This is a genomic window from Burkholderia sp. BCC1996, assembly GCF_905339955.1.
Lineage (GTDB): Bacteria > Pseudomonadota > Gammaproteobacteria > Burkholderiales > Burkholderiaceae > Burkholderia.
In genome coordinates this window covers 293,486-313,792 of record NZ_CAJPHM010000005.1, presented here as the reverse complement: position 1 = coordinate 313,792, position 20,307 = coordinate 293,486, and the positions used below count along the sequence as shown (strand labels likewise).

General features: G+C 70.2%; 22 protein-coding genes and 1 pseudogene. 12 read left to right on the top strand and 11 right to left on the bottom strand.

The features are described 5' to 3' along the window. Positions 1–243: 243 nt before the first annotated feature. Entirely contained in the window at positions 244–975 is a 732-nt protein-coding gene (locus U4Z64_RS09580) for a helix-turn-helix transcriptional regulator (protein WP_124489048.1), read from the bottom strand. A 524-nt stretch (positions 976–1,499) separates the two neighbouring features. Next, positions 1,500–2,375 (bottom strand): neutral zinc metallopeptidase, encoded by an 876-nt coding sequence (locus U4Z64_RS09575; protein ID WP_321819816.1) that lies wholly within the window; start codon positions 2,373–2,375, stop codon positions 1,500–1,502. 425 nt (positions 2,376–2,800) lie between these two features. On the opposite strand from U4Z64_RS09575, the gene U4Z64_RS09570 reads away from it, so the two are divergent. The 5 genes from U4Z64_RS09570 to U4Z64_RS09550 all read left to right on the top strand — a co-directional run bounded on the left by U4Z64_RS09570 (position 2,801) and on the right by U4Z64_RS09550 (position 7,868). Next, positions 2,801–3,592: an SDR family oxidoreductase gene (locus U4Z64_RS09570; protein ID WP_321819815.1), complete on the top strand. Its 792-nt coding sequence runs from the start codon at positions 2,801–2,803 to the stop codon at positions 3,590–3,592. Positions 3,593–3,814: 222 nt separating this feature from the next. Beyond that, entirely contained in the window at positions 3,815–4,921 is a 1,107-nt protein-coding gene (locus U4Z64_RS09565; RefSeq protein WP_321819814.1) for a LysR family transcriptional regulator, read from the top strand. Positions 4,922–5,020: 99 nt separating this feature from the next. Next, on the top strand, positions 5,021–5,707 hold the full coding sequence (locus U4Z64_RS09560; RefSeq protein ID WP_044846664.1) for a DUF4286 family protein: 687 nt from the start codon (positions 5,021–5,023) through the stop codon (positions 5,705–5,707). A gap of 90 nt (positions 5,708–5,797) precedes the next feature. Beyond that, the gene (locus U4Z64_RS09555) at positions 5,798–7,117 is read left to right on the top strand and encodes an MFS transporter (protein ID WP_044846663.1); all 1,320 of its coding nucleotides are present in this window, start codon (positions 5,798–5,800) and stop codon (positions 7,115–7,117) included. Positions 7,118–7,166: 49 nt separating this feature from the next. Next, the gene (locus U4Z64_RS09550; protein WP_321819813.1) at positions 7,167–7,868 is read left to right on the top strand and encodes a DUF2848 domain-containing protein; all 702 of its coding nucleotides are present in this window, start codon (positions 7,167–7,169) and stop codon (positions 7,866–7,868) included. A 74-nt stretch (positions 7,869–7,942) separates the two neighbouring features. Here U4Z64_RS09550 and U4Z64_RS09545 read toward each other — a convergent pair whose 3' ends face one another. Continuing rightward, the gene (locus tag U4Z64_RS09545) at positions 7,943–8,923 is read right to left on the bottom strand and encodes an NAD-dependent epimerase/dehydratase family protein (RefSeq protein WP_321819812.1); all 981 of its coding nucleotides are present in this window, start codon (positions 8,921–8,923) and stop codon (positions 7,943–7,945) included. Positions 8,924–9,022: 99 nt separating this feature from the next. Between U4Z64_RS09545 and U4Z64_RS09540 the strand changes: the two genes are divergently transcribed. After that, positions 9,023–9,922 carry a LysR family transcriptional regulator gene (locus U4Z64_RS09540; protein WP_124489057.1) on the top strand — a complete coding sequence of 300 codons (900 nt, stop codon included), beginning with the start codon at positions 9,023–9,025 and terminating at the stop codon, positions 9,920–9,922. 42 nt (positions 9,923–9,964) lie between these two features. On the opposite strand, the gene U4Z64_RS09535 is transcribed toward U4Z64_RS09540, so the two are convergent. The 3 genes from U4Z64_RS09535 to U4Z64_RS09525 are packed head-to-tail and all read right to left on the bottom strand — an operon-like array spanning position 9,965 to position 11,510. Then, positions 9,965–10,285: a hypothetical protein gene (locus tag U4Z64_RS09535; protein ID WP_257769343.1), complete on the bottom strand. Its 321-nt coding sequence runs from the start codon at positions 10,283–10,285 to the stop codon at positions 9,965–9,967. A 26-nt stretch (positions 10,286–10,311) separates the two neighbouring features. Next, positions 10,312–10,578 carry a hypothetical protein gene (locus U4Z64_RS09530; RefSeq protein ID WP_321819811.1) on the bottom strand — a complete coding sequence of 89 codons (267 nt, stop codon included), beginning with the start codon at positions 10,576–10,578 and terminating at the stop codon, positions 10,312–10,314. Between the two features lie 59 nt (positions 10,579–10,637). After that, a complete protein-coding gene (locus tag U4Z64_RS09525) occupies positions 10,638–11,510 on the bottom strand; it encodes a LysR family transcriptional regulator (RefSeq protein WP_321819810.1) in 873 nt (290 codons plus the stop codon). A gap of 159 nt (positions 11,511–11,669) precedes the next feature. Here U4Z64_RS09525 and U4Z64_RS09520 point away from each other — a divergent pair, with 159 nt between their 5' ends. Next, the gene (locus U4Z64_RS09520) at positions 11,670–13,130 is read left to right on the top strand and encodes an MFS transporter (protein ID WP_321819809.1); all 1,461 of its coding nucleotides are present in this window, start codon (positions 11,670–11,672) and stop codon (positions 13,128–13,130) included. Positions 13,131–13,202: 72 nt separating this feature from the next. Here the strand turns inward: U4Z64_RS09520 and U4Z64_RS09515 are convergent, their stop codons facing one another. Beyond that, positions 13,203–13,397, bottom strand: a complete 195-nt coding sequence (locus U4Z64_RS09515; RefSeq protein WP_374692674.1) for an oxidoreductase-like domain-containing protein — start codon at positions 13,395–13,397, stop codon at positions 13,203–13,205. A gap of 105 nt (positions 13,398–13,502) precedes the next feature. Here U4Z64_RS09515 and U4Z64_RS09510 point away from each other — a divergent pair. Then, positions 13,503–13,586 (top strand): annotated as a pseudogene (locus U4Z64_RS09510) (RidA family protein); the annotation flags it as partial. Between the two features lie 88 nt (positions 13,587–13,674). Here the strand turns inward: U4Z64_RS09510 and U4Z64_RS09505 are convergent. Continuing rightward, complete coding sequence (locus U4Z64_RS09505) at positions 13,675–14,388, bottom strand: SDR family NAD(P)-dependent oxidoreductase (RefSeq protein ID WP_257769334.1); 714 nt, start codon at positions 14,386–14,388, stop codon at positions 13,675–13,677. 422 nt (positions 14,389–14,810) lie between these two features. On the opposite strand from U4Z64_RS09505, the gene U4Z64_RS09500 reads away from it, so the two are divergent. Beyond that, on the top strand, positions 14,811–15,488 hold the full coding sequence (locus U4Z64_RS09500) for a dihydrodipicolinate reductase (protein ID WP_321819808.1): 678 nt from the start codon (positions 14,811–14,813) through the stop codon (positions 15,486–15,488). An 82-nt stretch (positions 15,489–15,570) separates the two neighbouring features. Here the strand turns inward: U4Z64_RS09500 and U4Z64_RS09495 are convergent, their stop codons facing one another. Both U4Z64_RS09495 and U4Z64_RS09490 read right to left on the bottom strand, forming a co-directional pair. After that, the gene (locus U4Z64_RS09495) at positions 15,571–16,380 is read right to left on the bottom strand and encodes an SDR family oxidoreductase (protein WP_321819807.1); all 810 of its coding nucleotides are present in this window, start codon (positions 16,378–16,380) and stop codon (positions 15,571–15,573) included. After that, positions 16,377–17,210, bottom strand: a complete 834-nt coding sequence (locus U4Z64_RS09490; protein WP_321819887.1) for a molybdenum cofactor biosynthesis F family protein — start codon at positions 17,208–17,210, stop codon at positions 16,377–16,379. The genes U4Z64_RS09495 and U4Z64_RS09490 overlap by 4 nt, the downstream gene beginning before the upstream one ends. 170 nt (positions 17,211–17,380) lie before the next feature. Between U4Z64_RS09490 and U4Z64_RS09485 the strand changes: the two genes are divergently transcribed. The 3 genes from U4Z64_RS09485 to U4Z64_RS09475 all read left to right on the top strand — a co-directional run bounded on the left by U4Z64_RS09485 (position 17,381) and on the right by U4Z64_RS09475 (position 20,015). Then, positions 17,381–18,175 carry an AraC family transcriptional regulator gene (locus U4Z64_RS09485; RefSeq protein WP_321798962.1) on the top strand — a complete coding sequence of 265 codons (795 nt, stop codon included), beginning with the start codon at positions 17,381–17,383 and terminating at the stop codon, positions 18,173–18,175. Between the two features lie 206 nt (positions 18,176–18,381). Further along, on the top strand, positions 18,382–19,341 hold the full coding sequence (locus U4Z64_RS09480; RefSeq protein WP_321819806.1) for a DMT family transporter: 960 nt from the start codon (positions 18,382–18,384) through the stop codon (positions 19,339–19,341). 125 nt (positions 19,342–19,466) lie between these two features. Next, positions 19,467–20,015 (top strand): permease, encoded by a 549-nt coding sequence (locus U4Z64_RS09475; RefSeq protein WP_321799050.1) that lies wholly within the window; start codon positions 19,467–19,469, stop codon positions 20,013–20,015. Positions 20,016–20,112: 97 nt separating this feature from the next. On the opposite strand, the gene U4Z64_RS09470 is transcribed toward U4Z64_RS09475, so the two are convergent. Next, entirely contained in the window at positions 20,113–20,247 is a 135-nt protein-coding gene (locus U4Z64_RS09470) for an entericidin A/B family lipoprotein (protein WP_006752948.1), read from the bottom strand. Between the last annotated feature and the right edge of the window lie 60 nt (positions 20,248–20,307).

The following is a 20,307-nucleotide window of genomic DNA, read 5'->3' as shown; positions in this document are numbered from 1 at the left end:
GTATCGACGGGGGATCGCGCCCGGTGAGCGCAAATTGGCAAGCGCGTGCGGGACCGGAACGCGGGTGACTCGGGAACGTGGAATGGCGGCGTGCGAGCGTCGCGTTATCGTCGGATCGATGGCGGGGTGTGGCGTGATGCGATGCGGTGCGATCGGTGCGACGTGGACGCGGGTGCGGGTGCGGGTGCGGGTGCGGGTGCGGGTGCGGGTGCGGGTGCGGATGCGGATGCGGATGCGGAAAAGCTACAGGAACAACGCGCCGACCAGCTCGGTGCGGTTCGACACGCCGAGCTTCCGGTACATGCGCATCAGATGCGTCTTGATGGTCGGCTGGCCGAGCGCGAGATCGCGTGCGATTTCCTTGTTCGAGCGGCCGTCGCGTACGAGTCGGGCGATCTGCTCCTCGCGGTAGGTCAACCGCTCCTCGCAACCGATCCGGTGAATGCCGCGCCGCGCGCGCAGCAGCGGCGCCAGCGCGGCTTCGGCGACCGGCTGCAGCCGTGCCAGCGCGTCGATCTCGCCTGATGCGAACCGGCCCGCCGTGCGGTTGCCGTCCGCGTCGCCCGTCCCGAAGCGCAGCAGCGAAAACGCGCCGACCGTGCGGCCCGCGTCGTCGCGCAGCCAGATCTCGACGACGTCGGCCACATCGTGCCGTCGCAGGAAACGGGTCCAGTACGCGGACGCATCGCGTCTTTCGTCAGGCAATTGGGACGCGAGCGTCACGACCGCACGTTCACCTGCCGCGCAGCGCGACGGGTGCAGCGGATCGAGCATCCGGTAGCGCGCGATGTAGGTGCGATGCATCGCCTCCGGCATCCCGAACAGCTCGAAATCGGCCGGCTCGCCGCTCAGGTCGAGCCGGTAGAACACGGTCGCGGACGGGCTCGCAAACGCGTCGAACGCATCGACGCACGCGCGTAGCGCGCGCTGCCAGTCGGCGGCTTCGTGGTCGGCGGAAGCGGATGAGGTCGGCATGATGGGAGCGGCCGGCGGCCGAACGCGTCGAAGGTCGGGCCAGCCTACCCGCGCCGAAATGGGCCGGTGAGCACAAATCGGCAATTCGTCCGCAGGGGGCGGATGACGAAGCTGCCGGCCATGTCGCGACAACGGAGTCTGCGTCGGGAAGGCATGCGCCGCGAGCCGTGCGGACGATGATGGCTGTCGACGGTGGCGCGGGTCATCGCACGCGCCGGCCGTGTCCCGACGACAGAATCCGCACCGGGAAGTCTTGCGCCGCGAGCCGTGCGGACGATGATGGCTGTCGACGGTGGCACGAGACATCGCACGCACCGGCCGTGTCCCGACGACAGAATCCGCGTCGGATAGGCATGCGCCGCGCGCCGTGCGATCGAAAATGGATGTCGAGGGCGGCGCGGAAAATCGCGCGCCGATCGAGCATGATCGGAATGATCAGCGAAATGCGCGGAGCGGCCGCACGCGCGGCCGCGAAACGGCGGCGCGGCAGCGTGTGCGCCGCGCCCGGTCAGTCAGGGTCCGCGTCAGTGCGCGTTCGCGGCGAACGTGTCGCAGGCACTTACTTCACCCGACTCCATCCCGCGCCGCAGCCAGTACACGCGCTGCTCGCTGGTGCCGTGCGTGAAGCTCTCCGGTACGACATAGCCCTGGCCTTGCTGCTGCAGCCGATCGTCGCCGATCGCAGCCGCCGCCTTCAGCCCCTGTTCGAAATCGCCGGGCTCCATCAGCCGCTGGTTCGCGCGCTGCGCGTTGTTCGCCCACACGCCGGCGAAGCAGTCGGCCTGCAGTTCCATCCGCACCGACAGCGCGTTCGAGCGCGCTTCGCTCGAACGGCGGCGCGCGGCATCGACCTTGTCGGAAATGCCGAGCAGGTTCTGCACGTGATGGCCGACTTCGTGCGCGATCACGTAGGCCTGCGCGAAATCGCCGCCCGCGCCGAAGCGCTTGCGCAGTTCGTCGTAGAAGCCGAGATCGATGTACACGTTGCGATCGCCCGGACAGTAGAACGGCCCCATCGCGGTCTGGCCGGTGCCGCACGCGGTCGGCGTCGAGTTCGTGAACATCACGAGCTTCGGCGGCTGGTACTGCGCATGCAGCTGGGTGTTGAAGACGCCCGTCCACGTGCGCTCGATATTGCCGAGCACCTTGCGCGTAAATACCGCACCGGGATCGTTCGCCGGCTCGCCCTGATGCTGCGTGGGCGCGGGCTGCGCCTGCTGCTGGCGGCCCTGCAGCGCCGATGCGCCTTCGAGCACGACGCGCGGGTCGATCCCGAAGAAATACGATGCGGCCAGCGCGACCACGATCGTGCCGATGCCGATCGTCGCGCGTCCGCCGCCGAACCCGCCGCCGCGTCGATCCTCGACGTTCACGCTTTCTCTTTCGTCGTCCAGCCTCATTGCCGGCCCCTCCCTGTTCTTGTCGATGGTCCGGCCGCGCGATGCGCAACCGGGCGATCAGCCGGCGCGCCTTGCGCGATCGGCAGACGCACCGCATCCGTATCGGGCGCGCACCCACGCCGATCTCGCCGCCTGCCGCTCCGCTTGCACGACGGAATCGGCCGGCCGGCGCGCACCGTACCGGTGCGCTGGCTCGCCCGCGCTATTTTGCCGGGCTTTCGCGAACTATCTCAAAAATACGGAGGATAGAGCGATTCGGCGCCGAACATCGTCAGCCTTTGCAAAATGGCTGCGGTCCTGCGTTCGGCCCGGTGCCGGGCGCGGCCGTCGACCGTCCGGCCGGTGCGCGTTCATCCTTTCGGCGGATACCGGCGCGCGTCGGCGCCGCCTAAAGTGACCGGAACGCCCCCCTTCCGGAGAACGACATGACGCACCCGCAACCCCGCACGATCGTGATCACCGGCGCCGGCACCGGCATCGGCGCAGCGTGCGCGCGCCGCTTCGCCGCCCGCGGCGATCACGTCGTGCTGATCGGGCGGCGCCGCGCACCGCTCGACGCGCACGCCGCCGAGACGGGCGGCCTCGCGCTCGCCGGCGACGCCGCGAGCACGGCCGACTGGGCCCGCTTCCTGCCGGAGATCGCCGGGCGGTTCGGCCCCGTCGATGCGCTCGTCGCGTGCGCGGGCGGCCACGGTCTCGGCCGCGCGGACGAAACCGACGACGCGCAATGGCGCGACGCGCTGCATGCGAACCTCGATACCGCGTTCGTCAGCGCACGCGCGTGCCTGCCCGACTTGATCGCGCAGCGCGGCAGCATCGTGCTGGTCGCGTCGATCGCCGCGCTCGCGGCCGGGCCCGGCGTATGCGGCTATACGGTCGGCAAGCATGCGCTGCTCGGGCTCGCGCGATCGCTGGCACGCGACTACGGGCCGCACGGCGTGCGCGCGAACGCGGTGTGCCCGGGCTGGGTCCGCACGCCGATGGCCGATGCGGAAATGGAACCGCTGATGTCCGCATACGGCGACACGCTCGACGGCGCGTATGCCCGCGTGAGCGCCGACGTGCCGCTGCGGCGCGCGGCCGATCCGGACGAGATCGCGGCCGTATGCGCATTCCTGGCATCACCGGATGCGTCGTTCGTAACGGGCGCGACGCTCGTCGCCGACGGCGGCGCAACGGTCGTCGACGTGCCGACCCTCGCATTCGACACGCTTTGATGCATGGGGATACGCCGCCCGCACGACGCCTCTTCGCTGCACGGGGACGCATCGCCCGCGCGCGCATCGTGACGGGCGGCCGCGCTTGCCCGGCGGTACGCGACCGCCCGTTCCCTCGCCCGGCGCATGCACCAGGCCGCGCGCGCTTCCCGCCCCGGAAATCCGCTAACATCGACCGATCCCGCCGCCCCCGCGCGGCACTGCCTCACCGATCGGCATTCGATGAACATCCGGTTTCTTGAAACCTTCGTCTGGCTCGCGAAGCTGGAGAACTTCCGGCTCACGGCCGAGAAACTGCACACGACGCAGGCGGCCGTGTCGAGCCGCATCGCGTCGCTGGAAGAAGCGTTCGACGTGCGGCTGTTCGACCGCAACACGCGCTCGGCCACGCTCACGCCCGCGGGGCGGCGCATGCTCGCATACGCGGAGCGGATCGTGCGGCTCGACAGCGAGATGCGGCGCGACATCGACGCGGCGAGCGACGCGGGGCTGATCCGGATCGGCGTGATCGAGTCGATCGTCCACAGCTGGTTTCCGGCACTGATGGCGCAATTGCGCGAGCGCTATCCGCGCCTCGACGTCGAGATCACCAGCGACACGACACTGCACCTGATCCGCCTGCTGAGCACCGACGGCGTCGACCTGATCCTGCAGACTGACCCGGTGCCGGGCCCCGACTTCACGAACCTACCGCTGTGCGAATTCCCGGTGCGCTGGGCGGCGAGCCCGCGTCTCGGGCTCGGCGGCGAACGGCTCGACGTCGCGCGGCTTGCCGCGTACCCGATCATCAGCTTCTCGCGCCACTCGGGCCCGCACGCGACGATCGAGCGGCTGTTCGCGGCCGTCGAGCGGCCGGCCAGCATCAACTGCATCACGTCGGTCGCCGCGATGATCCGGCTCGTCGCCGACGGGTTCGGCGTGGCCGCGCTGCCGCCCGCAATCATCGGGCGCGAACTGCAGGAAGGCGCGCTCGAACTGCTCGACGTCGAACCCGAATTCCCCGCGCTGCCGCTCGTCGCGTCGTATCGCACGCAGGGCCTGCCGGTTGCCGCGCGCATCGCGGAACTGGCGAGCGAGGTCGCGCGCGCGATGCCGGCGGCTTCCAGTCATGCGAAGCCCGCCGCGTCGGCAAAGGCCGAGGCCGAGGCCGAAACCGAAACCGAAACCGAAACCGAGGCCGAGACCGAGGCCGGGGCCGGGGCCGGGGCCGACATCGTCGACGAGTCCCCCGCCCGCCCGGCGAAAAGAGCCCGACCCGCGTCGGCAAGACGCACCCCGAAATCCGCGTCGCCCGCCCCCTCGGCGAAACGCCGCCCGCGCCGCTCATAAGAAAACCTGTTCACCGCGAATTTGTTTTCTTGTTGGACGGGTGCGGCCCGTCTTCGGGACACTGCGGTTCCTGACACACCCCGTCACAAGGAACCCGCCATGTCCCGCCTTTCCCTTCCGCACGGCCAGCTCTGCGTCTGGACGGACATCGATCCCGCGCACGAAGCCGATTTCAACGCGTGGTACGACCGCGAGCACATGCAGGAGCGTGTCGCGATTCCCGGCTTCACGCATGCGCGGCGGTTTCGCGCGACCGACGGCGGCCCGCGCAAGTACCTCGCGCTGTACGTGACGGACACGCTCGACGTATTCCATAGCGACGCGTACCGGCGAGCGTTCACGCAGCAGACCGCGTGGTCGCTCGCGAACTTCGAACGGATGACGGGCACGCAGCGGCGGGTCGGCGACCTGACGATCGAGGCCGGCGACGGCGAAGGCATGCATCTCGCGCTGTTCGTGCTGCCGCCGGAGCGCGTCGACGTGCCGCACCTGCGCGAGCGCTTCGACGCGGCGCTGCACGAACCGGGCATCCACGCGGCCCGGCTGTTCCGCACCGCGCCGGACCTGTCCGCGCCGATCGGCGCCGATGCGGCCGCGCGTCCGGCCGCCGACGCGCTCGTGCTGATCGAGGGCAGCGATGCCGCGGCCACGCGCCGCGTCGCCGCCGCGATCGCCGGTCACGACGACGTGCGCACCTTCGACCTGCTGTGGCGCGCCGCCGCGCCGCAGCCGGCCGCCGGTCGCGACGCCCAAGCAAAACCAGCCGCCGCCGCGCTGCCGGCCTGAACGCCGACGCCGCCACCGGCCGCGCCGTCCGTGATCCACACGCGGCCCGCGCATCGGTCCCCGCGCGTCACCCCCGTCCTTCTTCACGACATGCCCGACACCATGAGCACTCTCGCCCAGCCCGCCGCCCACGCGCCCCGCCGCGTCCGCAACAGCCGACTCGCGACCGCGAGCATGATCGGCACGTCGCTCGAGTGGTACGACTTCACGATCTACAACACGCTCGCCGCGCTCGTCTTCAACCACCTGTTCTTTCCGTCGGTCGATCCGCTGGCCGGCACGATCCTCGCGTTCTCGACCTATGCGGTCGGCTACGTGTCGCGTCCGCTCGGCGGCTTCGTGTTCGGCAACCTCGGCGACCGCATCGGCCGCCGCGCCGTGCTGATGCTCACGCTCGTGCTGATGGGTGTCACGACCGCGCTGATGGGCGCGCTGCCGACCTATGCGCAGGCCGGCATCCTGAGCCCGATCCTGCTCGTCGCGCTGCGCTTCGTGCAGGGTGTCGCGCTCGGCGGCGAATGGGCCGGCGCGGTGCTGCTGTCGGTCGAGCACGGCGACCAGAAACGGCGCGGACTGTCCGCGTCGTGGACGCAGATCGGCCCGTCGTTCGGCACGCTGCTCGGCACCGGCTGCATCGCGCTCGTGACGCTCTCCACCACGTCCGACGCCTTCCTGTCGTGGGGCTGGCGCGTGCCGTTCGCGGCCAGCGCGCTGCTCGTCGTATTCGGTTTCTGGCTGCGGCGCGGCGTCGACGAAACGCCGCAGTTCGAGCAGCTCGCCGAGTCGCACGCGACCGCCGACGTGCCTGTCGCCGAAGTGCTGAAGTGTCACTGGCGGCGCCTGCTGATCGCCGGCGGCTCGCGGATCGGCTCCGACGTGCTGTACGCGCTGATCGTCGTGTTCACGCTGACCTACGTGACGACCGTGCTGCACCTGTCGCGCCCGGTCGCGCTGACGGCCGTGATGATCGGCACGGCCTGCAACGCGCTCGCGGTGCCGTTCTTCGGCGCGCTGTCGGACCGCTTCGGACGCCGTCCGGTATACCTCGCCGGCGCGATCGCCGGGATCGTGTGGGCGTTCGTGTTCTTCGCGATGCTCGATTCGGCGCGGCCGGGCGCGATCGTCGCGGCGGTCGCGATCGGCCTCGTGATCCATGCTGTGATGTACGGCCCGCAAGGCGCGTTCGTCACCGAACAGTTCCCGACCCGCGTGCGTTATGCGGGCTCGTCGCTGGCCTACACGCTCGCCGGCATCGCCGGCGGCGGCTTCGCACCGCTCGTGATCGCCACGCTGTTCCGCCAGACGGGCACGACGACGGCCGTGTCGCTGTACGTCACCGCGGCGCTCGTCGTCACGTCGATCGCGCTGCTGGCCGCGCGCGAGACCGCGCACCGGCCGCTCGCGGATTGAACATCCCCGCCGGTCGTTTCACTCATTCGCACTTCGAACGGATACCCGCATGCAAGCCCTGTCGTTCAACGTGATGTCCCTGCAAGGCGCGCCCGCCCAGGTCGACGTCGAGATCGAACGTGTCGTGATCGCCGGCTGGGCCGGGCGCGATCCGGACGCGATCCGCGCACACATCGACGAACTCGCGGCGCTCGGCGTCGCGCCGCCGTCGGCCACGCCGTGTTTCTATCGCGTGTCGTCCGCGCTGCTCACGCAGGCGCCGTCGATCGGCGTGCTCGGCGCACGCTCGGGCGGCGAGATCGAGTGCGTGCTGATCGACAGCCCGGTCGGCACGCTGGTGACGGTCGGCTCCGATCATACGGATCGGGAAGTCGAGGCCTACGGCGTCGCGGTGTCGAAACAGGTGTGCGCGAAACCGCTCGCCCGCGACGCGTGGCGTCATGCGGACGTTGCCGATCATTGGGACGCGATCGAGATGCGTTCGTGGTGGATCAAACCCGGCGGCGAGCGCGTCGCGTATCAGCACGGCGCGGTCAGCGGGCTGCTAGCGCCCGCCGCACTGTGGCACCGCTTCGACGACCGGCGCACGATGCCCGCGCGCTGCGCGATGTTCGGCGGCACGGTCGCCGTACACGGCGCGATCGCGGCGATGGGCGACGGTGACGCGTTCGAGATGGAACTCCACGATCCGGTGCTCGGGCGCAGCCTGCGGCACCGGTACGAGGTCGAGGTATTGCCGGTTGTCGCGTAAAGGCGGTGGCAGGTGCGCAGACAATAAAGAACCCGCCCGCACGCGGCCCCGTCACCCGCCTTCAGCGCTCGCCGTCATCGCAAGCAGCCCAGCCCGGCCAGCGTCGCCTCCACCGCCGTATCGAGCGGCGTCACCGGCTCGCGGCCCAGCACCGCCGTCACCCGCGCGTTGTCCATCCGGAGCGGCTCGCGCCACAGATAGCGCATCTCGAGCATCTCGCGCATCGTCGTGACGAACGGCGCCGCGACCCACACGAGCCACCACGGGAAACGCCGCACCGTCGGCCGCATCCCGTGCCGCTGCGCGACGCGGCGCACGGCCTGCGCCATCTGCGTGCCGTCCGCGTCCCAGTGACCGCCGAAGTGGAAGCGCGCGAACGGCGCCAGCGTGTCGCGCCGCTCGAGCAGCTCGACCATCGTGCGCGCGACGTCCGGCAGGTACGCCCATTGATGGCCGACGCCCGGCCGGCCCGGCACGCTGATGGCCGCGACGGGCCGCCCGGCCTTGACGAGCGCCTGCCCGAACCAGTTGTTGCCGGCGTGCGCCCCGAAGAAATCGCCGGCCCGCACGATGATCGTCCGGACGCCCTGCGCGGTCGCCGCCTGCAACCGCCGCTCCATCTCGACGCGGATCGCGCCCTTGCGCGTCACCGGATGCTGCGGCGCCTCTTCGCGCAGCACCGGAAACACGTCGGGGCCATAGTTGTAGACCGTCCCCGGCAGCACGACGGTCGCCTGCGCCAGCGTCGCCGCCGCGATCGTGTTGTCGAGCATCGGCAGCACCTGCGTCGACCAGTTCCGGTAGCCGGGCGGATTCACCGCATGCACGATCACGCTGCAGCCGCGCGCCGCGCGAACCACCGCCTCGCGGTCGAGCGCGTCGCCGCGCAGCCACGCGATCCCGTCGCGCTCCACCGTCTCGGCGTCGAGCCCGCGCTTGAGCGCGCGCACCTGCCAGCCGGCATCGCGCAACTGACGCGCGACCTCGCCGCCGATACCTCCGCTCGCGCCGAGCACGAGTGCCTGTCGTTGCGTCCCGCCTGCGTTCGCCGTCATTGCCGTTCTCCGTGAATGAACCGTTGTCAGCACCCATTCTGGCGCGAGGCAGCCTAACAAGGAATTGCCTAACCAGATGCATCGGCTATACATTTATGCATGGCCATCGATCTGAACTGGGAACGCTACCGCACCTTCCTCGCCGTGCTGACGGAAGGCTCGCTGTCGGGCGCGGCGCGCGCGCTCGGCATCACGCAGCCGACGGCCGGCCGCCACGTCGCGGCGCTCGAAGCCGCGTTCGGCCAGACGCTGTTCACGCGCTCGCCGTCGGGGCTGCTGCCGACCGAGGCGGCCCTGGCGCTGCGCGGCCATGCCGAGGCGCTGCGCAGCGCGGCGGCCGCGTTCGAGCGCGCGGCCGCGAGCCACGGCGCGGGCGTGCGCGGCACCGTGCGGATCTCGGCCAGCGACGTGATCGCGGTCGAGGTGCTGCCGCCGATGCTCGCGCAGTTGCGGCGCGACCATCCGGGGCTCGTGATCGAACTGGTGCCGACCGACCGCATCCAGGACGTGCTGAATCGCGAGGCCGACATCGCGGTGCGGATGGCGCCGCCCGCGCAGGAGGCGCTCGTCGCGCGGCGCATCGGCGCGCTGGAAGTCGGGCTGCATGCGCGCGACGACTACCTGGCGCGCAACGGTACGCCGTCATCGACGGACGAACTCGCCCATCACGCGCTGATCGGCTTCGATACGGTCACGCCGTTCATCCGCGCGGCGGGGCGCGGGATGCCGCTGTGGAATCGCGATGCGTTCGCGCTGCGCACCGACAGCAATCTCGCGCAGCTCGCGATGATTCGCGCGGGCTACGGGATCGGCTTCTGCCAGAACCGGCTCGCGCAGCGCGATGCGCGGCTCGTGCGCGTGCTGCCGGACGGGCCCGCGACGAAACTGGAAACCTGGATGGTCATGCACGAGGATCTGCGGACGAGCCCGCGTTGCCGGGCCGTATTCGATGCGCTGGCGAACGGGCTGCGTGCGTATGCCGAAGGGACGGCCGACTAGGCCGTTCCCGCCCGCCGCACGCGCGAATCGCCACGGCGCGCGCTATTCGTGAATCTTGCCGGCGAACAGGATGTCGGCCATGCGCCGCCACGGGTTGTCGGGCAGGTCGTAGCAGCGCAGCCCCTCGTCGGACGCCTCGGCCCAGTCGACCATCGCCTCCAGGTACTCGCCGATCGAGCGGTTTTCCCAGCCGAGCGCGGCGGCCGCATACGGCGCCGGCGGCAAGTCGGCCTCAAGCTGGCGCTCCTTGTGCCAGTCATGGCCGAGCACGCGGAGGAAACGGATCAGCGAGCGCTCGTCGATCACCCGCTCGAGCGCGTGCGCCAACCGCGCGGCCATCTCGCTTTTCAGTTCGTCGTTCATGCGTATCGCCCCCTGCTACGCAACGTTCAAAACGCTTCCAGCTCGCACCAACCGGGATACGTTTGCTCGACGATGAAGAAATCGTCGAAGTAGACCAGCCCGAGCCGTTCGAGCGACCTCATGCACGCATCGGCGGCGTCGCCGCCGAAGAACGGGCCGAGCGACACCAGCCGGTCCGACTCGTCGAAACAGTCGGCGAAATTGAATTCGCGCATGAGCGCGGACAGGTCGACGTCTTTCTCGACCAGCGCCGCGCGTCGAACGACGATCCCGAAATCTCTCGATATTTTCATCGGTACCGACTCCCGTCGAATACGTGCCGCTGCGCCGACGCGCATGCGTGCTTCATGCTTTACATCAGCAACTGCCGCGACAGCACCTCGCGCGCCTGCGTGACCGTCTCGCGCTCGCCCGGCATCGGCGGCGTCAGCGAGAACACCGCGTCGGGCAGCGTCGGCAGCCGGTATTTCGCGCCGAGCCGCACGAGGCCCTCGCCGATCGCCGACGCGCACAGGCAGCCGACGCCGAGCCCCGCCGCCAGTATCGACTGCAGCCCCGCGACGCCCGACGCGCTGTGCACGAGCACGTACGGCGCGTGCTGCTCGTCGAGCGAGCGCACCGCGATCTGATGCATCATGCAGTCGTCCGGCAGCAGCACGAGCGGCAACGGCTCGGGCAACTGCTCGGCGAGCGCGGGCGACGTGACCCACGACAGCGGCTCGCGCCGCAGCACCCAGCGCGTATCGGCCGACGCGGGCCGGAACGGGCCGCTCGACAGGTTCATCACGACGCCAAGATCGATCTGCCCGCGCGCATGGGCAGCTTCGATCTCCGCGCTCTTCATCGCGCTCACGTGCAGGCTCAGTTGCGGGTAGCACTCCCGCAACCGCGCGAGCAGGCCCGCGACTTCATGCGTCCGGTAGTAGTCGGTGATCGCGACGCGCAATTCGCCCTTGATCGCCTGTCCACGCACTTCGTCGAACGCGGCCTCGTTCAGCGCGACGATGCGCCGCGCATGCTGCAGCAGGCGCGCGCCGGCCGGCGTCGGCTCGACGCCGCGCTTGCTGCGCACGAACAGTGGCACGCCGGCGCGCGACTCGAGCTTGCGCACCTGCTCGCTGACCGTCGACTGTGACAGATGCAGCAGCGGCGCGGCCGCCGTAAGGCTGCCCGCATCCGCCACCGCCGCGAACGTGCGTAACTGATCCAGGTCGAAACCGCGCATCGCACTCTCCATCCATCGAATAACCCGATGGATGCTACCACCAATTCCCGCTTTTCCGATTCATCGGCGGTCCGCAGAATATCGGTTCAACGGCCCGCCGCACCCGTTTCCACGGGATTCGGCATGCGTTGCGGCCGCCATTCTTCCGGATTTCCTTTCATGACCGACAACACCCTCGCCCGTTGCGCACCGGCCGGCGCGGCCGCCGCGGCACCGCCGCGCAGCCATCACGGCTGGGCGCTCGTGGTCCTGCTGGTCGGCGCCATTCTGCCGCCGCTCGACTACTTCATCGTGAATCTCGCGCTGCCGGCCATCCGCGACGGCATCGGCGCGCGGCCGGCCGAGCTGCAGCTCGTCGTGTCGGCCTACGCGTGCGCGAACGCGGTCGTGCAGATCACCGGCGGGCGTCTCGGCGACCTGTACGGCCGCAAGCGGATGTTCATGATCGGGATGGCCGGGTTCGTCGTCGCGTCGGCACTGTGCGGGCTCGCCGGCAGCGGCGCGGTGCTGGTCGGCGGCCGCGTGCTGCAGGGCCTGTTCGCCGCGATCCTCGCGCCGCAGGTGCTCGCGACGATCCGCAGCGTGTTCAGCCCGCAGGAGCAGGTGCGCGTGATGGGCTTCTACGGTTTCGTGTTCGGCCTCGCGGCCGTGATCGGCCAGCTCGGCGGCGGCGCGCTGATCGACCTGCATCCGTTCGGGCTCGGCTGGCGCGCGATCTTCCTGGTCAACGTGCCGATCGGCATCCTTGCGCTGCTCGGCAGCTGGCGCTTCATCCCGGAAAGCCGGCCGCCGCGCGGCCAGCGCATCGACGTGCCCGGCATGGTGCTGCTGTCGCTGTTCCTGCTGATGCTCGTCTATCCGCTCACGCACGGACGCGAGGCGGGCTGGCCGCTGTGGATGATCGCATGCGTCGTCGGTGCGCTGCCGATGCTCGGCGCGCTGCTGGCGGTCGAAGCGCGCCGGCTCGCCAGCGGCCGTGATCCGCTGCTCGACGTGCGCCTGCTGCGCAATCCGGCCGTCGCGCTCGGGCTCACGCTCGCGTTCCTGTTCTACATGCTGAGCGCGTTCTTCCTGAGCTACGGCATCTATCTGCAGGGCTGCCTGAACTGGTCGCCGCTCGCGTCGGGGCTGGCGATCCTGCCGCTCGGCATCGGCTTCCTCGCGAGCCCGCTGCTGATGCCGCGTCTCGTCGAGCGGTTCGGCGGCTATCGCGTGCTCACGCTCGGCTTCGCGATGCTCGCGGCCGGGGTCGCGACCGCCGCCGCGCTGGCCGGCGATCATGCGCCCGGCCCGGGCTTTTACGCGGGCATCGCGGCGATCGGCATCGGGCAAGGCCTCGTGCTGCCGTCGGTCGTGCGGATCGTGCTCGCGGAAGTCGACGCGGCGCGCGCCGGGGTCGCATCCGGCATGGTCACCGCGATGCTGCAGATCGGCGCGGCCGTCGGCGCCGCGACGCTGGGCGGGCTGTTCTTCGCGCGGCTCGGCGCGCAGCCGCGTGCGCTCGACTACGTGCAGGGGTTCAGGACGGCGATGTGGGCGCTGGCGGCCGTGCTGCTGGCGTGCGTCGCGTTGTCGGCCGCATTGGGGCCGATGCATCGGCGGGGGCGGGCAATCGCGTGACGACGCCGGCCAGGGAAGCCCTCGCCGGCAGCGAATCGCGGCATGCGCGACCGCTTGTCGGCGGCGGGCTCGCTAATGATGCTTGTGTTGCGCGTGCCGTGCTTCCCATTCGGCCAGTTCGACGCGATAGCGCGCCAGCGCTTCGTCGTACAGGTCGAACACGCACGGCGAGCAGCCGCTGTTGCAGCAGTCTTCCAGTTCGGGTTGTTCGGGCGGGGTCGGACGCGGATCGTCTGCGAGCGTATCCGCGGAGGCAGGCTTGGTCACGGCTTCAGTCATATGGTGTGGAACGCCCAGTATACGGTGATGGTCGGCGGCATGCAGGCACGCACCGGGCGCAGCCGCGCATCCCGCACCGACAGGAATCGCGCCATGGCCGAAGCAGTGAATCCACCGGAACGCCGGGCGCCGTTCGGCGCCTTCTCAATGGCCGCGATCCAGGGCGACGGCGGGATCCGATCGAAATCGCGGCAATCACGGAAATCTCGCGTGCGCGATTTCGCATGCCCTGACGTCGCACTCGAGTGCGATCACCCGCTCCCTGCTACGCCACGCGACCGCTCACCGGAATCGATGCGCCTGTGATCGCCTGCGCGTCGGGCGACAGCAGGAATCCGATCGTCGCCGCCAGCTGCTCGGGCCGGACCCAGCGCGTGAAATCCGCATCCGGCATGTCCGCACGGTTTGGCGGCGTGTCGATGATGCTCGGCAGCAGCGCGTTCACGGTCACGCCGCGATCGAGCAGTTCCGCCGCCAGCGCCTCGGTGAGCCGCGCGACGCCCGCCTTCGCGGCCGCATAGGCACCCATCCCGGTGCCCGCCTTGAACGCCGCGCCCGCGCCGATGTTGACGATGCGGCCGGCCGGGCTCGTCACCAGATACGGCAGCGCGGCCTTCGACGCGTTCAATGCCGTCTTCACGTTCAGTTCGTACATGCGGTCCCACGTGGCCGCGTCGCCGTCGGCGATCGTCTGCCAGACGAACGCGCCCGCGATGTTCAGCAGCGCGTCGACCCGGCCGAATTCGCGATTCACCGCTTCAAGGGCGCGCGCAGCCGCCTGCGGATCGACAAGGTCGATGCCGCCGATGCGCAGCGCATCGGCCGGCACGCCGGGCAACGCCTGCGCGTCCGGCGCCGCGCCGCGGCCGATCAGCGCGACGCGCGCGCCGCGCTGGCCGAGCCAGGCGGCCGTGGCGACGCCGAGATGGCCGAATCCGCCGGTGATCGCGACTGCCTTGCCTTTCAGGTCGTGTTCCATCGATGTGCTCTCCTGGGTCGAGGGGGTTGGATGATACGTGGTTCGGGGCGATGCCGGTACCGACACGGACGCGCGTGGCCAGCGTTTCGACAGCGTAGCGCCGTTCATGCTTGCGCGCGCACGGCGATCAATGCGTCACCGCCAACGCAGCCGCTCGGTTGATCCGCAGCCGTGAAGGCGCGCACCGCGCATGACGGTGGACGGTGGACGGCAGGAGGTAGGCGTTAGGCGTTAGGCGGTGGGCGGTGGGCGGTGGGCGGGGGAAGGCGGACGGTGGACGGCGGACAGCCGACGGCCGACGGCCGACGGCCGGGCATAATGCGCGAACACGGTGCGCCGCGCGGTGCCCCGTGATCGCGCCGGGTCCTTGAACGGCCCGCGTCGTTTCCGTAACGAAACCCGAACCTCAACCCGTCTATCCCATGCAAGTACTCGTCGTTGGCACCGGCAAGCTGGCAACCGAACTGCTCGGCTCGCACCGGCTCGACCCCGCAACCTGTCGCGTGACGGCCTGGTCGGACCCCGCACGCACCGAGACGCGTTCGATCGTCGTGCACGCCGGATCCGGCCGCGAGCTGCCTGCCGCGATCGAATTCTGCCGCGCAACGGGCTCGCCGCTCGTCGAGCTGTCCACCGGCTCCGAGCTCGAAACCGGATCGCACGACTTCCCCGTCGTGCTTTGTCCGAATACGAACATCCTGATGCTGAAGTTCATGAGCATGCTGGAAACCAGCGGCCATCTGTTTCGCGACTGCCGCATCAGCGTGACGGAGTCGCACCAGGCCAGCAAGACGTCCGTGCCGGGCACCGCGGTCGGCATCGGTCAGGCACTCGGCGTGCCGGCGCAGGACATCCGCTCCGTGCGCGACCCCGACGAACAGCGCGACGCCCTGCAGATTCCCGACGATCAGCTCGGCCGCCATGCGTTCCACCGGATCCGCATCGAGGATGGCGCATGCAGCCTGCAGTTCGAATCGCGCGTGTACGGCGCGTCGCCTTACGCGGACGGCGTGTCGCGGATCGTCGAGACCGTCCGGCAGCACGAACTCGAACCCCGCCGATACTCGATCGTGGAGCTCATCCGCAACGGCTGGCTGTAGGCGCGACGGTGCGCGGATCGCACCGACGACACCGCGGCCGGCACATTCGACGGCCGCGATCGCACGATCGCGCACGCGCCGCTTACCCGTCGCCCAGCACGGCCCCGCTCTCCGGCAGCGTCGCGCCGCCGTCGACGACGATCGTCTGCCCGGTGATGTACGCCGCATCGGCCGACGCGAGAAACAGCATCGCGTTCGCGATGTCCTCCGGCTCGCCCACCCGCGCGAGCGGAATGTCGCGCGCGATCTGCGCGGCGACCGACGCGTCGCCGAGATTGCCGGCGGCCGGCGTGCGGATCATCCCCGGCTCGACGCCGTTGACCGTCACGTTGCGACGCGCGAGTTCGAGCGCCGCCGCGCGGATGAAGCCGTTCACGCCGGCCTTCGACGCCGCGTAGTGCGCGAGCCCCGGATAGACGACGCGCGGCCCGGTCACCGACGACGTGACGAGCAGCCGCCCCGCTCCCGCACGCTCGAACGCCGGCAGCGCGGCCTGCGCGAGCCAGAACAGCGCCGACAGGTTGACCGACAGCGTGCGCTCGAGCATCGGCTCGTCGATCTGCGCAAACGGGGTCAGCGGGAAGTACGCGGCGTTGTGAACGACGACGTCGAGCCGGCCGCCGTCGCGCTCGACCGCCGCGACGAGCGCGCCGAGTTCGTCGCGGCTCGCGGCGTCGACGCGATACGCGCGCGCGTCGCCGCCCGCACTGACGAGGGCGTCCGCCTGCGCGGCAGCGGCATCGCCGTTGAGATCGGCAAGCGCGACGAACGCATCGGATTCCGCGAAACGGCGCGCGATTGCCGCGCCGATCCCCTGCGCGGCGCCCGTGACCAGCACGACGCGCCCACTGAAATCCGCACGCAGGCGGGCGCTGCCCGGCACGGCGCTCATCGCTGCGCCTCGCCGCCGAGCGGATGCACGGTTTCGTTCAGCACCTGCGCATGCGCACCGATCGGGAAGTTCGACAACGTGCCGAAGTCGCCGCCCTGATAGCCGAAGATCTTGCCGTCCGTCTTGCGTTGAGCGAGATCGATCAGCACGACGCCGAGCGTCGGCACCACCTTTTCGCGCCACACGAACAGATACAGTTCATCGGCAATCCTGAAGTAATGGCAGCGATCCACGTCCGCCAGCCCGCCTTCTACGCCCTGCAGGCACTGCCATGCGTAGAAGTTCTCGTTCAGGTAGATGTGCTCGTAGCATTCGGTCGGGCTGTAGCGATACATCGTCCGCTTGCCGATCAGTTCGCGCGTAGGCCCATGCAGCGGGCCCGGCTGCGCATGGCCGCCGAGCGTGCCGTGCCGGAATGCCGCGTCGACGCCAGTCAGCGGCAACCCGCGCGAAACGCGCGTGAACGCGTCGACATGCGTGTCGGCCTCGGTCGGCAGCGTGCCGATCACCGACGTCCACACGCCGCGGCCGACGTCGATCACGAGGCTGACGGACGTCGCGCGCGCCACCGGATCGATGTAGTCGACGAAGTACAGGTCGTCGCGCAGCCGCGTGACGCGGCACGGCGCACGGCCGCCCGTGTCGGTCGCCGCATCGCGCCATTGCAGCGCACCCGCCTCGAACGTATAGACGCGCCATGCGCCCGTTACGTCGCCAAGGGCCAGGGACCGCCCGACGAGCGCGTTCACGGGCGCGAGGATGTTCGCGTCCGGTGCAAAGCCGTCCGCGAGCGCGCCAACCTGAATGAATACCGGATCCTGTCGTTCCACCTGCCGTCTCCCGCGCAGCTTCAGGCCCGGCGGGCCGTGTACGCTGCTCATGTGCACATGGTGCGGGCTGCGCGCGCCGCACGGTATCGGCCAAAAGGATGAAGGGCGCGCGGCGCCGGAACGCGCTACAGTGCACGTGATCCGCGCCGCTGCCGGCGCGAGGAGCCCCCATGCACCGTGTCACCCACTACCGACGGACCGATGAAGGCATCGAGGCGATCAGCCTCGAGTCCGACCGCACGTTTCCGCGGCACGCGCACGACGAATTCGGGGTCGGCGTGATCGTCAGCGGCGCGCACCGGTCCTGGAGCGGCCGCGGGCAGGTCGACGCGCTGGCCGGCGACGCGATCATGGTCAATCCGGGCGAAATGCACGACGGCATGCCGATCGGGACGGGCACGGCCCGGCGCTGGCGGATGCTGTACCTCGCGCCGGCGCTGGTCGCGGGCGTCGCGGCGGAAGAAGGCGTCGGCGGCGTCGAGCTCGCGCATCCCGCGGTGCGCGACGCGCGGCTCGCGGCCGCGTTCGGCCGGCTGCATGCTCGAATCGTCGCAGGAGATACCATGCCGCTCGCCCGCGACGAGGCGCTCGTGACACTGGTCGCCGGGCTGCTTGCGCGGCATTCGAACCGGGCGCTGCCGGCCGCCGGCGTCGCGCCGGCGATCCGCGTGGCCCGCGAGCGGCTCGATGCGGCGCCCGCCGCACCCGTCTCGCTGGCCGAACTCGCCGGCCTGAGCGGCGTGAGCCGCTTCCAGTTGCTGCGCGGGTTCGCGCGCGAACTCGGCATCACGCCGCACGCGTACCTGGTGCAGTCGCGCACGCGGCTGGCGCGGGCACTGCTCGCGAGCGGCCGGCCGATCGCGGATGCCGCGGCCGAAGCCGGTTTTGCCGACCAGAGCCACCTGACGCGCGCGTTCGCACGCCAGTTCGGGATCACGCCGGGACGATTCACGCAGGCCGGCTGACGGACCTCGCGGTCCCGGCACGACCGCCGCCGTGGCGCGACGTCGTCGATCGCCGCCGTTCGGCAACAACGATGGCGCTTGATAGCAGCGCCACCGGTCATCCGGAGACACCGAGCGCAATACCCTTCCGTTCACCCGCTCCGCTCGCCGGCGCCGCTGCAATTTCGTTCAAGACGCCCGCGCCGCCGCACGCGACCATGCGGCACATGAAAACACGACTGATCGGCTATCTCTATCTCGCCGCCGCGATGGCGGGCGTCGGCAGCACCGTCATCGCGAGCCGCCTCGCGGCGGGCGGCCTGCCGCCGTTCGCCGCCACCGCGCTGCGCTTCCTGATCGCAACCCCGTTGCTGTTCGCGCTGATGCGGGCGCAGCGGCTGCGATGGCCGCGGCTCTCCGCACGCGACGCCGTGCTGCTGGTCGTGCAGGCTGCGGCGGGCGGGGTCGGCTATACGGTGCTGCTGATCAGCGGCACGAAGCTGTCGTCGCCCATCGATGCGGGCGTGATGCTCGGCACGCTGCCGGCGATGTCGACGCTGATCGCGGCGGTCGTGCTGCGCGAGCGGCAGACCCGGCGCGACTGGAGCGCGGCCGCGCTCGCCACCGCCGGCGTGCTGCTGGTCACGTTCGCGCCCGGCCAGGCCATGCCGTCGCTCCGAACGCTCGCCGGCGACGCGCTGGTGCTGGCGGCCGTCGCATGCGAGGCCGTGTTCATCCTGCTCAACCGGCGGCTGTCGGCGCCGTTGCCGCCGCTCACGCTGTCGACGGCGATGTCGGGCCTCGGCTTCGTGCTCGCACTGGTGCCGGCCGCGTTCGAATGGCACGCGCTGGCGACGAGCTGGAACATCGGCGCGGTGTCGGCGATCGTGTACTACGCGCTGGTGCCGACCGTGCTCGGTTATCTGTGCTGGTATGCGGGTTCGGCGCGCTCGAGCGGCACCGAAGCCGCGCTGTTCACGGCGGTTGCGCCGGTCTCGGCCGTGCTGTTCGCCGTCGCACTGTTCGGCGAGACCCTGGGCGGCACGCGACTCCTCGGCATCGCGCTCGTCGTCGCGGGAATGCTGGTGGGCGCGACGCGGCGGCGCGAGCCGCCGGCACGCGCAACGGACTCACGGTCGAGGTCGCCAGCGCGCCCAGCGGCATCCACGTCGACTGCTACCGATTGATCCGCGTGCGCGGCGACTGTAGGAATGTGTCCGCCCGCGGCAAAATCGTTGCGCACCGTCGCACAAGATGCAATATTCGCGTGGCCGGGCCATTTGACAACCACCGAACAATAATTCGCATCATCATGAACAAGAAGGAAGCCAAAACAAGAATCGCGGCGCTGCTGTCCGCGGGTGCGAGGAAAGCCGACGTGCTGGCCGAACTGGCCGGACAGGGCCTCAAGGATCGCGTGCTCGCGCGCCTGATCGCGTCGCGCCCCGACCCTGAGCTGTGCAGGAAGAACAAGGTGCATACACGGGTCCTGATCGGGCTCGGCATCGCGCAGTTGGTGATCAGCGTCGCACTCGCCTATCTCATCCTGGTGGACACACTCAGCATCGGCGCCGCGGTGCTGTTCCTCGCACTGACGGTGCCGCTGTCGCTGCTGTTCATCTGGGGCTTCGCGACCCATCGCGTCGGCGCATATCACGCGTTCATCATTCTGTCGCTGCTGCAGGTACCGAAGACCATCGCCGATCTCGGCCGCGATCCGTCGGCCGCGCTGCCTACCCTCGGGGTGACCGTCATCCTGGTCGGCTACGTCTGGTTCGTCCGCAACCGGCTGTTCCCCGACTTCGGCTGGTTCACGCCGCGCAAGGTCGAGGGCCGTTACGCGTTCGTGGAAACCGCCTGATACCGCACACCACGCACCACGCACCGTGAAAAAGGCGCCGGGCCGCCCCGCAATCGCGGGACGGCCCGGCGCCTTCTGCATTCCGGAACCCGGCAGCTTATTTGGCCTTCTCAGCCGTATCGCTGATTGCCTGGCCACCCTTCGAAATGTCCTGCCCCACGCCTGCAACGGTATTGCAACCGGCGAGCGCGGCGGTCACCACCAGCAGCACTGCAGCAATCGTACGCGTCATGCTCATTCTCCTTCGAGTCAACATGCCCGACCGGGCGAATCGTATGCGGCGCGGTGCCCT

What these genes read in the sequence shown, in the direction of transcription:
- U4Z64_RS09580 (WP_124489048.1), bottom strand. Translation starts at nt 975, where the DNA reads ATGCCGACCTCATCCGCTTCCGCCGACCACGAAGCCGCCGACTGGCAG.
- U4Z64_RS09575 (WP_321819816.1), bottom strand. Translation starts at nt 2,375, where the DNA reads ATGAGGCTGGACGACGAAAGAGAAAGCGTGAACGTCGAGGATCGACGC.
- U4Z64_RS09570 (WP_321819815.1), top strand. Translation starts at nt 2,801, where the DNA reads ATGACGCACCCGCAACCCCGCACGATCGTGATCACCGGCGCCGGCACC.
- U4Z64_RS09565 (WP_321819814.1), top strand. Translation starts at nt 3,815, where the DNA reads ATGAACATCCGGTTTCTTGAAACCTTCGTCTGGCTCGCGAAGCTGGAG.
- U4Z64_RS09560 (WP_044846664.1), top strand. Translation starts at nt 5,021, where the DNA reads ATGTCCCGCCTTTCCCTTCCGCACGGCCAGCTCTGCGTCTGGACGGAC.
- U4Z64_RS09555 (WP_044846663.1), top strand. Translation starts at nt 5,798, where the DNA reads ATGCCCGACACCATGAGCACTCTCGCCCAGCCCGCCGCCCACGCGCCC.
- U4Z64_RS09550 (WP_321819813.1), top strand. Translation starts at nt 7,167, where the DNA reads ATGCAAGCCCTGTCGTTCAACGTGATGTCCCTGCAAGGCGCGCCCGCC.
- U4Z64_RS09545 (WP_321819812.1), bottom strand. Translation starts at nt 8,923, where the DNA reads ATGACGGCGAACGCAGGCGGGACGCAACGACAGGCACTCGTGCTCGGC.
- U4Z64_RS09540 (WP_124489057.1), top strand. Translation starts at nt 9,023, where the DNA reads ATGGCCATCGATCTGAACTGGGAACGCTACCGCACCTTCCTCGCCGTG.
- U4Z64_RS09535 (WP_257769343.1), bottom strand. Translation starts at nt 10,285, where the DNA reads ATGAACGACGAACTGAAAAGCGAGATGGCCGCGCGGTTGGCGCACGCG.
- U4Z64_RS09530 (WP_321819811.1), bottom strand. Translation starts at nt 10,578, where the DNA reads ATGAAAATATCGAGAGATTTCGGGATCGTCGTTCGACGCGCGGCGCTG.
- U4Z64_RS09525 (WP_321819810.1), bottom strand. Translation starts at nt 11,510, where the DNA reads ATGCGCGGTTTCGACCTGGATCAGTTACGCACGTTCGCGGCGGTGGCG.
- U4Z64_RS09520 (WP_321819809.1), top strand. Translation starts at nt 11,670, where the DNA reads ATGACCGACAACACCCTCGCCCGTTGCGCACCGGCCGGCGCGGCCGCC.
- U4Z64_RS09505 (WP_257769334.1), bottom strand. Translation starts at nt 14,388, where the DNA reads ATGGAACACGACCTGAAAGGCAAGGCAGTCGCGATCACCGGCGGATTC.
- U4Z64_RS09500 (WP_321819808.1), top strand. Translation starts at nt 14,811, where the DNA reads ATGCAAGTACTCGTCGTTGGCACCGGCAAGCTGGCAACCGAACTGCTC.
- U4Z64_RS09495 (WP_321819807.1), bottom strand. Translation starts at nt 16,380, where the DNA reads ATGAGCGCCGTGCCGGGCAGCGCCCGCCTGCGTGCGGATTTCAGTGGG.
- U4Z64_RS09485 (WP_321798962.1), top strand. Translation starts at nt 17,381, where the DNA reads ATGCACCGTGTCACCCACTACCGACGGACCGATGAAGGCATCGAGGCG.
- U4Z64_RS09480 (WP_321819806.1), top strand. Translation starts at nt 18,382, where the DNA reads ATGAAAACACGACTGATCGGCTATCTCTATCTCGCCGCCGCGATGGCG.
- U4Z64_RS09475 (WP_321799050.1), top strand. Translation starts at nt 19,467, where the DNA reads ATGAACAAGAAGGAAGCCAAAACAAGAATCGCGGCGCTGCTGTCCGCG.
- U4Z64_RS09470 (WP_006752948.1), bottom strand. Translation starts at nt 20,247, where the DNA reads ATGACGCGTACGATTGCTGCAGTGCTGCTGGTGGTGACCGCCGCGCTC.